Annotated in this window: 9 protein-coding genes and 2 pseudogenes; 7 read left to right on the plus strand and 4 right to left on the minus strand. The window is 70.8% G+C overall.

Going from position 1 to position 12,885, the window contains the following annotated elements; translation table 11 throughout:
- Positions 1 to 102 precede the first annotated feature (102 nt).
- The 4 genes from AC3ETA_RS29950 to AC3ETA_RS29965 are packed head-to-tail and all read left to right on the plus strand — an operon-like array spanning position 103 to position 5,525.
- Positions 103 to 1,023 (plus strand): carbohydrate ABC transporter permease, encoded by a 921-nt coding sequence (locus tag AC3ETA_RS29950; protein ID WP_432196005.1) that lies wholly within the window; start codon positions 103 to 105, stop codon positions 1,021 to 1,023.
- A complete protein-coding gene (locus AC3ETA_RS29955; RefSeq protein WP_432196006.1) occupies positions 1,020 to 1,922 on the plus strand; it encodes a carbohydrate ABC transporter permease in 903 nt (300 codons plus the stop codon). The genes AC3ETA_RS29950 and AC3ETA_RS29955 overlap by 4 nt, the downstream gene beginning before the upstream one ends.
- Positions 1,923 to 1,924: 2 nt before the next feature.
- Positions 1,925 to 3,679, plus strand: a complete 1,755-nt coding sequence (locus tag AC3ETA_RS29960) for a hypothetical protein (RefSeq protein ID WP_432196007.1) — start codon at positions 1,925 to 1,927, stop codon at positions 3,677 to 3,679.
- Between the two features lie 13 nt (positions 3,680 to 3,692).
- A complete protein-coding gene (locus tag AC3ETA_RS29965; RefSeq protein WP_432196008.1) occupies positions 3,693 to 5,525 on the plus strand; it encodes a hypothetical protein in 1,833 nt (610 codons plus the stop codon).
- Between the two features lie 48 nt (positions 5,526 to 5,573).
- On the opposite strand, the pseudogene AC3ETA_RS29970 reads toward AC3ETA_RS29965, so the two are convergent.
- Positions 5,574 to 6,215 (minus strand): annotated as a pseudogene (locus AC3ETA_RS29970) (nucleoside/nucleotide kinase family protein); the annotation flags it as partial.
- 224 nt (positions 6,216 to 6,439) lie between these two features.
- Between AC3ETA_RS29970 and AC3ETA_RS29975 the strand changes: the two are divergent.
- From AC3ETA_RS29975 to AC3ETA_RS29985, 3 genes and pseudogenes are all read left to right on the plus strand, one after another.
- On the plus strand, positions 6,440 to 7,936 hold the full coding sequence (locus AC3ETA_RS29975) for a hypothetical protein (protein WP_432196009.1): 1,497 nt from the start codon (positions 6,440 to 6,442) through the stop codon (positions 7,934 to 7,936).
- Positions 7,933 to 8,289, plus strand: coding sequence for a hypothetical protein (locus AC3ETA_RS29980; protein WP_432196010.1), 357 nt, complete (start codon positions 7,933 to 7,935; stop codon positions 8,287 to 8,289). The genes AC3ETA_RS29975 and AC3ETA_RS29980 overlap by 4 nt, the downstream gene beginning before the upstream one ends.
- Positions 8,205 to 8,597: pseudogene (locus tag AC3ETA_RS29985) on the plus strand (hypothetical protein); the annotation flags it as partial. The gene AC3ETA_RS29980 and the pseudogene AC3ETA_RS29985, both read left to right, overlap by 85 nt.
- Here the strand turns inward: AC3ETA_RS29985 and AC3ETA_RS29990 are convergent.
- The 3 genes from AC3ETA_RS29990 to sthA all read right to left on the minus strand — a co-directional run bounded on the left by AC3ETA_RS29990 (position 8,563) and on the right by sthA (position 12,725).
- Positions 8,563 to 9,534, minus strand: coding sequence for a hypothetical protein (locus AC3ETA_RS29990; RefSeq protein ID WP_432196011.1), 972 nt, complete (start codon positions 9,532 to 9,534; stop codon positions 8,563 to 8,565). The pseudogene AC3ETA_RS29985 and the gene AC3ETA_RS29990 overlap by 35 nt on opposite strands.
- An 11-nt stretch (positions 9,535 to 9,545) precedes the next feature.
- The gene (locus tag AC3ETA_RS29995) at positions 9,546 to 11,018 is read right to left on the minus strand and encodes an APC family permease (RefSeq protein WP_432196012.1); all 1,473 of its coding nucleotides are present in this window, start codon (positions 11,016 to 11,018) and stop codon (positions 9,546 to 9,548) included.
- Positions 11,019 to 11,321: 303 nt separating this feature from the next.
- Complete coding sequence (gene sthA, locus AC3ETA_RS30000) at positions 11,322 to 12,725, minus strand: Si-specific NAD(P)(+) transhydrogenase (RefSeq protein ID WP_432196013.1); 1,404 nt, start codon at positions 12,723 to 12,725, stop codon at positions 11,322 to 11,324.
- Positions 12,726 to 12,885: the final 160 nt, after the last annotated feature.

The raw sequence follows: 12,885 nt of genomic DNA on the forward strand, positions 1-12,885 counted from the left end.
GGCGGTGCCGAGACACCGCCGCCCGGCCTCGGGACCTCACGTGATGCCGGGCTCATGGCCTGGGCCCACAGGAACCCAATCCACCAGCACGGAGTCAGGAAGATGACAAAACGCGCCTCGGACGTGTCCAACGTGTCCGTGAGCCCGCCCAGGAGACGCAGCAAATACACCCTCGCACCGCTCGTCCTCATCGCGGGCAATGTCGTGCTCTTCGCGCTGTTCTTCGTCTGGCCTGCGGTGATCGGGCTCGTCTACTCCTTCACGAACTACACGGGCGTAGGGGCGTTCCAGTTCGTCGGACTGGACAACTACCAGAAGCTGCTCGGGGACTCGACCTTCTACGCCGCGACGACCCGCACGCTGCTGTACACCGTGCTCTTCGTTCCGCTGAACTTCGTGTTGTCGCTGCTCATCGCCAACGTGCTGGTGAGCAAGCACGCCAAGGGCGCGTCGGTCGCCCGCGTCTTCTTCTTCATACCGTGGCTGCTGTCGCCCATCATCGTGGGTGTCCTGTGGCGATGGCTGTTCGGTGAGAACTTCGGACTGGTCAACTACTTCATCGAGAAGGCCGGCGGAAGCGCCGTTCCCTGGCAGTCGAACGCGGACCTGTCACTGATCGTGGTCGTGGTGGCGGCGGCCTGGGGCTGGACGGGCTTCTCCATGCTGCTGTTCATCGCGGCGATCAAGAACGTGCCGACGTCGTACTACGAGGCGGCCGCGCTCGACGGCGCCGGTCCGTGGCGCCAGTTCTTCAGTATCACCCTGCCGAGCATCGCCCCCACGTCCTTCATCGTCATCCTGCTCAACACGATCCACGCGATGAAGGAATACGCGGTGTTCGCCTCCCTCAACAACGGTGGACCCGGAACGTCGAACAACCTGCTTGTCCAGTACATCTACCAGACGGGGTTCAAGTCGGGCCAGATCGGCTACGCGAGCGCCGCGTCGTTCGTGCTCATGCTCATCCTGATGGCCGTCGCGATCATCCAGATGATGGTCAACCGGCGGGTGGAGAACCGATGACAACCACAGACACAGTGCGCAAGGTCGACGCCGATTCCGTGCCGGCCGTCTCCAGGAAGCGGCCCCGCGACTCGGCAACCGGCGGGCTTCGGCGCGCGATTCCCGCGACGACTCTGCTGTGGGTCCTGGCGGCCCTCTACGGAGTGCCGGTGCTGTGGTTCGTCCTCAGCTCCTTCAAACCCGCGGGAGACCTGTTCTCCCTTCCGCTGACGCTGTTCCCGGACGACCCCACCGTGTCGGGTTACCAGGAAGCGTGGGCAAGCGCCAACTTCTCCCAGTACTTCATCAACACGACCATCGTGTGTGTGATCGCGACGATCCTCACGGTGGGAGTCAGCTGCTGCACCGGGTACGCGCTGGCCAAGTACGACAACAAATGGCTCAAGGCCTTCTTCCTCTGCATCCTGGCCACCACGATGCTGCCCGCCGAGGTCATGCTCGCCCCGCTGTTCCTGGTGGTCCGCGACCTCGGCCTCTACAACTCGCTCACCGGCATCGTCCTCCCGGCCCTGCTCACCGCGACCGGGTGCTTCATGTTCCGCCAGTTCTTCCTGACGGTCCCCGACGAACTCATCGAGGCCGCCCGCATCGACGGCGCGCGTGAGCTGTCGATCTTCCTGAGGATCATGGTGCCGATCTCCCGGCCCATCATGCTGACGCTCGCCATCCTGTCGTTCCAGTGGCGGTGGAACGACTACATCTGGCCGCTGCTGATGCTCAACGACCCCGAGAAGTTCACCGTGCAGATCGGCATCCAGAGCCTCGTCGGTGCGCAGAACATCAACTGGTCGGTGCTGCTCGGCGGCTCGGTCATCTCCATGATCCCGCTGATCCTCGTCTTCCTGGTGTTCCAGCGTTACGTCATGAACGCCGACATCAACGCAGGGCTGAAGGACTGACCGTGCAGATCACGCTCGACCGCGAGTTCGTCCGTGCGGTGGCCCGCGCCGCCGACCGGCCGGCCGTCCGGCTGGCGGCCCGTCCGGACAAGGAGCCGGCCGGTGTGACCCATCGCGGTCTGGCGCGCCGGGTGAGGACACTGCTCGCGGCCTACCGTTCACCGGACTCGACGCTGCACGCCGACGACCGGGCCGCCGCCGCCGCGATGACGCACCTCACCGCTCTGCGGGCCGTGCAGACCTCCTCCGGTCTCTTCGCCGGTGGCGACAACGTGCAGTCACCCCCGGATTCCGCGTTCACCATCAACGACGTGTGCGACGCGCATGTCATCGCCGTGAGCGCGGGACCGGAACTGCGCGAGGCCGCGGCCGTCCTCGCCGAGATCGCCGGTGCGGCTTCCGAAAGCCTCCGGACCGGCGGGGTGCACACACCGAATCACCGGTGGGAACTGTGCGCGGCGCTGGCCCGGCTGCACCGGTCGTTCCCCGACGACCGGCTGTTGGACCGCATCGACGCGTGGCTGGCCGAGGGCGTCGACATCGACGCGGAGGGCCTGTACTCGGAACGCAGCGCCAACTACGCGGCCCACGTCTCCAACCCTTCACTGCTGTTGCTGGCCGACGTGCTCGACCGCGCCGACCTGCTGGACGCCGTCGAAGCCAACCTCGCCACGACCCTGGACCTCATCAGGCCGGACGGCACGGTGGAGACCGTCCACTCGCGACGGCAGGACCAGAACCGCCCGTTCCCGCTGGCGCCCTTCCTGCCGCACTACCGGCTGCTCGCGATCCGCACCGGCCGGGGTGACTTCAGCCGGGCGGCACGGCTGGCGGCCGCCGACGGCATCGACGACCCCGGCCTGCTCGCCGAGACCCTCCTCACCCCGGACCTGTGCCGTGTCCTGCCGGCACCGACCGCGGAGACACTCCCGCGCGAGCGGTACCTCACCGCCGCGCGCCTCGCCGCACGCGCCTCGGCCACCGCGCACACGGTGGTGTACGGCGGCTCCGACGTGCCGGCGCACCGGCGCATCCGCTCGGGCCTCGCCTGCAATCCCACCTTCCTGCGCCTGTTCGCCGGCGACGCCGTCCTCGACGCGGTCCGGCTCTCGCGAGGATTCTTCGACCTCGGCCCGTTCCGCGCCGAGGCCATGCGACAGCTCGCCGAGAACCGGTACCGGCTCACCGAAACCCGCACGGCCGCCTACTACCAGCCGCTCCCGCCACACCTGCGACGTGACGACGGCGCCTACCGGATGGCGGACGAGGGACGCTTCTCGGCCGCGATGGCCTTCCCGGACCGGCCCCGGGACGAGGTCTCTCACACCACCCGCGTCGAGGTGCACCTGAGGGACGACGGTGCCGACCTGCGGATCGACATCAGCGGACCACCGGTGCCCTGGTGCCTCGAACTGACCTTCCGGCCTGACGGCGTGCCGGAGGGCGCCGTACCGATCGGCGAGGGACGCTGGTGTCTGACGGGCGGGCCCATGACCTACCGGGTCGGTGACGACGAGATCCGGGTCGAGGCCGACGTCGAGGCGGGCGAACCGCTCGCCGGGCCGGACCGGAGCGACGTACTGCGGTACGACCCGGGGCAGGACCACACCGCGGTGGGAGGCACCGACGCGACGACCGGGAACCGTGTCTCCATGGGCGGACTCGGCCCGCACACCCTGACCGTCGCACTGCGCGCCCGCCGCAGCGCACCTGTCGTGCGACCTCGACGAACCACACCATGGCCACCCCAGGCATGAAGGGTTGATCCCCGTGCACCTCCCGCGCCAGCTCGGCCCGCTCCACGACCTCCCCGACACCCCGGAGGCCTACGACGCCGCCCTCGCCGGTGCCGTCGAGGAGGCCCTCGCCCGGCTCACGCCTCAGGGCAGCCTGGAGCACCCGGACTGCGTCGACGACATCGGCGACACCTCGCTCGGCGTCACCTCGCTGCTCGCCCTCGCCTGGCAGCGGGGCAAGGACCCCCGCCTGCCGGAGGCGGTGCGCCGCAGCCTCGCCTTCCATCTGCGGCAGCGGGTGTACACCGACGACAACCCCGGCTACCCGAACCTCAGGGCCCGCGGTACCGGGCTGCCGTACGCCCGTTACGTCCTTGAGGCGGGTGCCCACCCCATCGGCGACTGGCCGAGCACCGTGTGGGCGCTGCTCCAGTCGGTCAACCTGCTGGACCTGGCGGAAGGGCTCGTCGGGGACGAGCAGCGCGCCGAACTGCTCCGGGTGGCCCGCGGATACTGGCGCTGGCTGACCGAGGCGACCTTCTTCAACCCGCAGGAGGCCGGCAACCAGGCCATCGGCTGCGTGGTCGGCGGCCTGATGCTGGCCCGCCATCTCCCGGCTCCGGAGGGCGACGAGACGCGCGAGCGTGCCCTGCGCCTGTACGAGCAGGAGATCCGCGCCCACCGGGTGCGCGACCGGGGTGCCCTGCTGCCCCCCGAGCACGGCGGCGCGTACGACAACAACTACGGGCCGATCTCGCTGTCCTTCCTCGCCCAGGCCCACCGCGTCAGCGGCGAGGAGGTCTTCGCGGAGGACGGCGACGCGCTCGCCCGCTACATCGACGCCCGCCTCCCCGGCGGCGGCTTCGACAACGGCGGCCCGCGCTACAGCGAGCAGCACAGCGGCTTCGAGTCGGTCCTCGGGCTGCGCTACTTCAGCGCCCGGATCGGCTCCGACCTCGGCCGCTACCGGGGCGACACCCGCTGGGGCCGGCACGCGGTCAGGGCGGACGGCGGCATCGACGGGCACTTCGCCTGGATGCTGGTCTGGCAGATCCAGGACGGCACGCGCTGGCACCGCACCCCGTCCACCGCCCCGGCCCGTCACCAACTTCGCGCGGGCGGCGTCTCGGTGGCCTTCGACGACCGCATGACCCCGTCGCTTCTCGAGGCCGCCGGCACCTACTACCTCCCCGCGGCCGTGAACCGCCAGCACGGTTTCGGCCCGGTGACCGACGGCTTCCTGTTCTGCCGTCCCATGGGGGAGACCCGCGTCCGGGACGCCGCCGCCGACGGCCTGACGGCCAAGCTGGTCAGCAAGCCCGTCGTCGGCCGCGACCACGTCCTGCGCCATGTGCGGTCCCTGTACGTCACCGACGGCACGAGCCTGTGGATGACGGTCGCGGTGGAACGGCTCCCCGGCACGCCGTACCTCTTGGCGGGCCTGCCGTACGCCGCCGACGACGGCGACCGGGTGCGCCGCACCGCCGAGGGCGGGGTCACGGCGGCCGGCGAACTGCGGCTGACGCACCCCGAGTCGGACGGCGGGGACCAGTTCGACGCCCGCGCCGAGCGGACCCAGGAGGAGGCGGCCTTCGCCCTGGCCGCCGATCCGCGCGGCTACGGCAACCCCGACCTGGGCTGGAGCCACCTGGCCGGCTCGACCGCGCTGGAGGCCGAACCGGCCCCCGGCGCCCCGGACGGCCTGCACGTCTTCGCCGTCCGCTACGGGCCGGCAGGGCCCTTCGCGCCGGTCCTCGCAGCCGACGGTTCGGGGCTCACGGTCCGCACCGAGTCTTTCATCGCCGTGATCGGCGAGCCCGCGGGCGACGCCCATGGCGAGCCGGAGCTGAGCCTGACGGCCGTGTAGGGCGCCGCTCACGCCCCCGCACGAGCCGCCGGCGGCTCGTGCGGGGGCGGACAGTGCCGTGACCGGCACCACCAGATCGGCCCGGTCCCGGGTCGCGGCGACCAGTTCCGCGTTGCGCTGATCCGAGCGCATCACCCAGGCCACCGCCTGCTCGTGCGCCTTGCCGAACCGCTCGTGCCGGGTGATCAGCCGCCGCAGCCGCTCCGCCTCGTCGAGTTCGCAGAACCACACCTCGTCCAGCTGTGACCGCACCCGGGCCCACGCGCCCGTGTCCAGCAGCAGGTAGTTCCCCTCGGTCACCACCAGCCGGGCCGCCGGCTCCACCGGCACGGCTCCCGCGATCGGCTGCTCCAGCTCCCGCTCGAAGCCGGGCGCGTACACGATCCCGTCGTCGGCGTCCCCGCGCAGCCGCCCCAGCAGCGCCGCGTACCCCGCAGCGTCGAACGTGTCGGGCGCGCCCTTGCGGTCCCGCAGCCCGATCCGCTCCAGCTCGACTTCGGCGAGATGGAAGCCGTCCATGGGCACATGCGCGACCCATGGCTCCCCGGCGCCGTTCAGCTCCCGCACCAGGCGTTCCGCCAGCGTCGTCTTGCCCGCGCCGGGGCTCCCCGCGATCCCGAGGACGGCGCGCCGGCCGTCCCGGGTGAGGGACCGGGCGCGGGTGAGGAGGTCCTGGAAGGTCGACGTCACACAGCAGAGTGTGGCACCCGCGCGGCGACGGCTTCCGGCGGTGTACCGGCCCACTTGGCCGTGCTGTTGTCGGCCTCCGTCATTCGCCTGGCCGAAGGTGCTCTGCGCACCCATTCCCTTCGGGTTAGTTTGTCCGTGTTTCTGATCATTTTCGGCCATGCTGTCCGACTCGTCAGGACAGGGGGCCCAGCCGCCCTACGGCTCGTAGGGGTGAGGGGTGGACGATGGCACAGGGCACGCAGCCCATGCTCGTCGGTGCGGGGCGGCGCGACGAGGCGCTCGTGTCCGGCAGGGCCTGGCGGGCCCGCGGGGAGGGACTCCTCGCGGCGGTGGCCGCTGCCTTCACCGCCCTCCAACTGCTCCTGGTCCGGCCCTCGCTGGGCCTCGGCTGGGACGAGGTGGTGTACGTCAGCCAGGTCGGCACCGAGGCGCCAGCCGCGTTCTTCAGCGCGCCCCGCGCGCGGGGCGTCCCGCTGCTGGTGTGGCCCATCGCTTCCTGGTCGTCGTCCACCGTCCTGCTGCGCGTCTGTCTCGCCGTGCTGTCCGGACTCGCCCTCTACCTGGTCCTGCGTGTCTGGCGGCACCTGTTCCCGGCCCGTGTCCTGGCCGGCGCGGGCGCTCTGTTCACCACCCTGTGGGTGACCCTCTTCTACGGTCCTCAGGCCATGCCCAACCTCTGGGTCGCCTTCGGCGCCCTGCTCTGCGTCGGCTGCTTCGTACGCGTCCGCCTCGACCGGCTCGACGACCGGGCCCTGTGGGGCGTCCTGGCAGGCGCCGCACTGATGTCGTGGATGCGGCCGACCGACGCCGTCTGGGTCACCCTGCCGCTGCTCGTCCTCACCGTGGCGGCCCGGCAATGGCGCCTGGGAGCCGCCCTCGCCACGGGGCTGCTCGCCGGCGGGCTCCAGTGGGTCATCGAGGCGTACGTCAGCTACGGCGGCCTGCGGGAACGGCTCAACGAGGCCTCCCGCATCCAGGGCGACCTCGGCTGGAACCTCGCCGTCGACGACCAGCTGCGCAGCCTGGCCGGCAGCACACTGTGCCGGCCCTGCGACATCGCCACGCCTCACGCGTCCGTGTACGCCTGGTGGTTCGTGGTCCCCCTGCTCGCCGCCTACGGCATCGCGGTCGCGGTCCGCGCCGGGCGCACCGCTCGCACCCTGATCCCGCTGGCCTGCGCCACGACGGCCGCCTTCCCCTACCTGTTCCTCATCGGCTACGCGGCCCCCCGCTTCCTGCTGCCTGCCTACGCGCTGCTGGCCGTCCCGGTCGCCGACGCGCTGTTCCACCTCGTCACAGCCCCGAGCAGACGGTGGCGCCCGGTGGCCGCGGCCGTGGTCGGGCTCGTGCTCGCCGGACATCTGAGCGTGCAGTACGCCGTCCTGGACCGCACCGTGGACCGCACCACCGCCTCCCGCGTCGCCTGGGCGCGCTCCGCCGCCGAACTGCACCGCCTCGGCGTCCGCCCGCCCTGCCTGCTCACCGGGCACGAGGCCATCCCCGTCGCCTACTACGCCGGCTGCGACTCCGGCTCGGTGGGCGGCCACAACGGCAACACCACCAGGGCCGAGATCCTGGACACCGCCCGCCGTGTCCCGGTCGGCGCCCTCACGGCGCCCGGCCGCACACCGCCCGACCACGCCCGGGGCTGGGAACTCCACCGCCTCGACGGCCTGGACGTCCACATCGCGCCGGCGCCGCCCGCGGGCGGAACGGCATGACGTCGGAGGAGATCCTCCCCCTCTCCGGCGCGGAAGGCTCCTGGCACACCGCCCTCACGCTCGCCGTCAACGGCGAGTTCGTCGCCGCGACGAGCGCCGCGGCCGCTCTCGCGGTCCTCGTGCTGGTCGGCCCGCTGCGGCCCTCTGGGGCGGCTCGCTCGCCTTCGTGGTCCTGCAGCGGTGAGCACGACGGGCGGCCGGGGCCGGAGTTCTTCACCGAGTTCGTGCACGCGCACCGCCCGGCGTTGCTGCCGATGCGCCGTCCCCCTCGGCCGAGGTCACCGGGGGGCCGTACGAGAAGGACGACTTCCATGCAGATGGGTCCGGATCGCCGTACGCCCGAGGGGCGCTGAGGAAGCGGTACCACGCCGGTACGACCCGGCACCAGACCGCGCTCGCCGCGGTGCACGCACTGTACGACGCGGCGGACGACGACTCGACGACCGGCGGACCGGACATCAGCCGGCGGATCTTCCCCCGGGTCGCGTTGATCACGGAGGACGGCTTCGAGCGGCTCTCCGAACCGGAGGCGGAGGAGCTGAGCCGGGAGACGGTCGACCGGCGCCACCGCCGACCGGACGGCCCGAACGCCGCTCCCTGGACCTCCGGTTCAGACCCGGGGCCGGTCAGCGCCGTACCCCCACCTCCCGGTGCCACTTGACGAACTGCTTGTCCGGATCGCCGGTGTACGCCCACGGTGCCCGCGTGGCCCGCTGCCCCAGCATCCGGAACAGGGCGGCGGCGATGTCGTGGACGCCCGCGTGACAGGCCGCGTGCGCCAGGTAATTGAGGTCGCGCAGCTCGCCCGGCGCCGCGTCGTTCCCGGAGCGGCCCATGATCCAGCGGTCCCAGGTGCGGCGTACGTCGCTGACGGCGCCGTCGTTGTTCCAGTGCTGGCCGATCCCCATGGCGGAGTGCTGTCCCTTGGCCGCGTCCAGGGCGTAGCGGAACTCCTCGACCCGGGCGTACTGCACCAGCACCGGCAGCGGGCAGCCGGACGGTGCCACGCCGGCTGCGTCGCGGGCGAAGTCGTACATCAGGCCGTGCGTGCCGTGCCAGCGCGAGGAGTAGTAGTGGAGCACCTGGAGATGCCCCTCCATGCTGAACGGGTCGCGGCCGTGCAACTCGTCCCACCAGCGCCCCAGTTCCTGCCGCCGCACCCCCTTCGGATACAGCCGGGCCACCGAGATCAGCGAGATCCACGGTGTCGGATCGTCCGGACAGGAGTCCGCGGCCTTCAGGCACGACAGCACCGCGGTGTCGATGCGATGCGTGTCGATCGGCACGCCCCGGCCCGCGGTGATGGCCACGTTGAACGCCCGGGTCGTCTCGGTGGCGGCCCGCAGCACCAGCGCGTCACCGCTGTGCGGCTCGGCGGCCAGCCACGACTCCACCGTGGAACTGCCCGCGCAGGTCTGCGCCAGCAGCCGGACCCGGTGGCCCCGCACCAGCCAGTCGGGCCCGGTCGAGCGCAGCAGTTCCCGCAGCCCCTGCCAGCGGCCGATCACGATGTCCTGCCGTGCGCTGGTCAGGGCGAAGTCCCCGCAGTCGGGGTCGAAATCGGGAGTGAAGTCGCCTCTGAAGTTGCCTCGCGCCATTTGGGTCTCCCTCAGAAGTCGGTCGGAAGACCCTCGTGGACAAGGGAGTTGTCCCCGACGCCAACGGCCGGGACGTAGTCCGCCTCGACGGTCCGTGAGGCGTCCAGCTTGGCCGGCCGGTAGTAGTCGCTGCCCTGCCGCCAGTACCAGAGCATCGGGACCAGGCCGACCGCGATGCCGCCGAGGCCGATCGCGATCGCCGAACCGCTCAGCTCGCCCAGCGACTCGACGAAGATCCAGAACATGAACAGGGCGCCGAACAGCGGCCACAGGCCGCCGAGCACCAGGTCGCCCACCGACCTCAGCAGCATCTTGCGGTAGGCGACGACGGCCGCGAGACCCGCCAGCCCGTAGTAGACGGCGATCTGCAGGCCGATCGCCGAGATGGCGTCGGAGAGGATGTCGCCGACCGTGCCCAGCGCGTTGGAGGCGATGAACATCACCAGCGCCACCACGCCGACCACCGCGACCGCCACCCACGGCGTGTTCCACCGCTGGTGCACCTTGCCCAGCGCGGACGGCAGCGTCCGGTCCCGGCCCATCGCGAACAGTGAGCGCGTCACCTGGATGAGCGTGGTCTCCAGCGTGGCGATCGTGGACAGCATCACCGCCACGATCAGCAACTTGCCGCCCCAGCCCGGCCACACCTCCTCGCCGAGCACCGCCAGCACGTTCGCGTCGTTGTCCTGGATCTGCTTCGAGGAGAGGATGACGTTCACCGCGATCGTGAACGCCTCGAACAGCAGGAACACGATGCCCACCCCGATGAGCCCCGCGAGCCCCGTCGTGCGGCGGCTGTTGCGGGTCTCCTCACTGAGGTTGCTGGTGACGTCCCAACCCCAGTAGTAGAAAGCGGCGATCAGCGCCCCCGACGCGAATCCCGCCACCCCGTCGAAGTGCCCGAAGCCGAGCCACGACCAGTCGAAGACGTGCGCGCTGTCCGTGTGGAACACGGCGAGCACGGCGAACAGCGCGAGTATGACCAGCTCGACGCCCGACATCACGATCTGTGCCCGGACGGTCAGCCGCGCCCCGCCCAGCACCACGAACAGCATGATCAGGAACCAGCAGGCACCGACCAGTGTCGACAGTGCGGTGTCGTCCGCGAGTCCCTCGTCGAACAGGGCCAGCGTCATCGAACCGGCGGGCAGCGAACCGGCCACCATGAAGATGGTCGTCGAGATCACCAGCGCCCAGCCGCTGATGAAGCCGAGAAAGGGATGCAGCGTCCGACCCACCCAGGAGTAACTGGCGCCCGCGTTCACGTCGATACGGCCGAGCCGGCTGAACGCCAGCGCGATGCCCAGCATCGGTATCGCGCAGTACAGCAGCGCCGCCGGGCTGGCCAGGCCCACCGCGCCGACGAGGACCGCCGTGGTCGCGGCGATCGAGTACGCCGGGGCGCTGCCCGCTACCGCCATCACCACCGTGTCGAACGTGCCGAGGGCATTGGCCTGTAGTCCTCTGCCCCTGTTGTTGCTCATGGATGCGCTGCTTTCCGTCGTGCACGACGCGAGGGCGACGGCCCCTGCGCCGTAAAGGGGGTGGGGGGTGGAACGACGCCACGAACCGGAGAGGGATGGCCTCGGGGCAGGGGCGGCTGACAACGGGTGGCGGACACTGTACGCCGTTGCGTCGCGATGCAGTCACGCCGTGTGTGCGAGTGATGATAGCCACACTCTTTGAGGCTTCAAGAGCCAAGAGATCTTCCGTGGATGCGTCCGTCGAACGGCATGACGAGGGGACCCCCGGACGAAACTCGCCCGGGGGTCCCCTGTGGCGGTGGCTCAGTCCCCGATGCGGTCGATCTGCCGGAGCCGGTTCGTGGCGTCCAGGGCCGCGACCTTGTAGGACTCCGCGAGCGTGGGGTAGTTGAACACCGCGTCGACGAGATAGTCGACCGTTCCGCCGCAGCCCATCACCGACTGCCCGATGTGGATGAGCTCCGTCGCGCCGGTGCCGAAGCAGTGCACGCCGAGCAGCGTGCGGTCCTCGGGGGAGACCAGCAGTTTCAGCATGCCGTGGGAGTCGCCGATGATCTGCCCGCGGGCCAGTTCGCGATAGCGGGAGATGCCGACCTCGAACGGCACCCGGTCCTCGGTGAGCTGGTCCTCGGTCCGCCCGACGAAGCTGATCTCCGGGATGGTGTAGATCCCGATCGGCTGGAGGTTGTGCATGCGGCCGACGGGCTCACCGCAGGCGTGGTATGCCGCCGAACGCCCCTGCTCCATCGATGTCGCGGCCAGCGCCGGGAAGCCGATGACGTCGCCGACGGCGTAGATGTGGGGCACCTCGGTGCGGTAGTGCTCGTCGACGGTGATCCGGCCGCGCCGGTCCGCGGTCAGCCCGGCCTTGTCCAGGTCCAGCTCGTCGGTGAGGCCCTGCCGGCCCGCCGAGTACATCACCGCGTCGGCGGGGATCTTCTTGCCGCTCTCCAGGACGGTCAGCGTCCCGCGGGCATGCCGCTCGACGGCGGCGACCGTCTCCCCGAACCGGAACGTCACGGCGAGGTCCCGCAGGTGGTACTTGAGCGACTCGATCACCTCGACGTCGCACATGTCGAGCATCCCGGCGCGCTTCTCCACCACGGTGACCTTGCTGCCGAGCGCGGCGAACATCGAGGCGTACTCCATGCCGATGACCCCGGCGCCCACGATCACCATGGAGCGCGGCACCCGCTCCAGCGCCAGCACGTTGTCCGAGTCCATGATCGTCCGGCCGTCGAACTCGACGCTGTCGGGCCGGGCGGGCCGGGTGCCGGTGGCGATGACGATGTGCTCGGAGCTCAGCAGCCGCTCATGGCCGGTGACCTCGCGCAGGGCGATGGTGTGCGGGTCGACGAAGCGTCCCGTCCCGGCGTACAGGGAGACGTGGTTGCGGGAGAGCTGGCTGCGGATGACGTCCACCTCGCGGCCGACCACGTGCTGGGTGCGCGCGGTGAGGTCGGTGACGGTGATGTCGTCCTTGAGCCGGTAGCTCTGGCCGTACAGGTCGCGCTGGGTGAGACCGGTCAGGTACAGCACCGCCTCGCGCAGGGTCTTGGAGGGGATGGTCCCGGTGTGGATGGAGACACCGCCGACCATGTCGGGGCGGTCGACCACGGCGACGCGGCGGCCCAGCTTGGCCGCGGCTATGGCGGCCTTCTGGCCACCGGGGCCGGATCCGATGACGAGCATGTCGAAGTCGGGCACCCTCCGGAGTCTGTCAGCCGCGCGACCCCTTTCGAAAGGGTGAGCCGTGAACCATCGCCCGGGTGAAGTGCCCGGACGGCGACGGAGGTTGTGCCTCCGCCCGGCGCCCGCCCGAATCGTCCCGCTTCACCGGCGCGATCTCGGGCGTGTGGGTCGATAA

Source organism: Streptomyces sp. bgisy027, assembly GCF_057710365.1.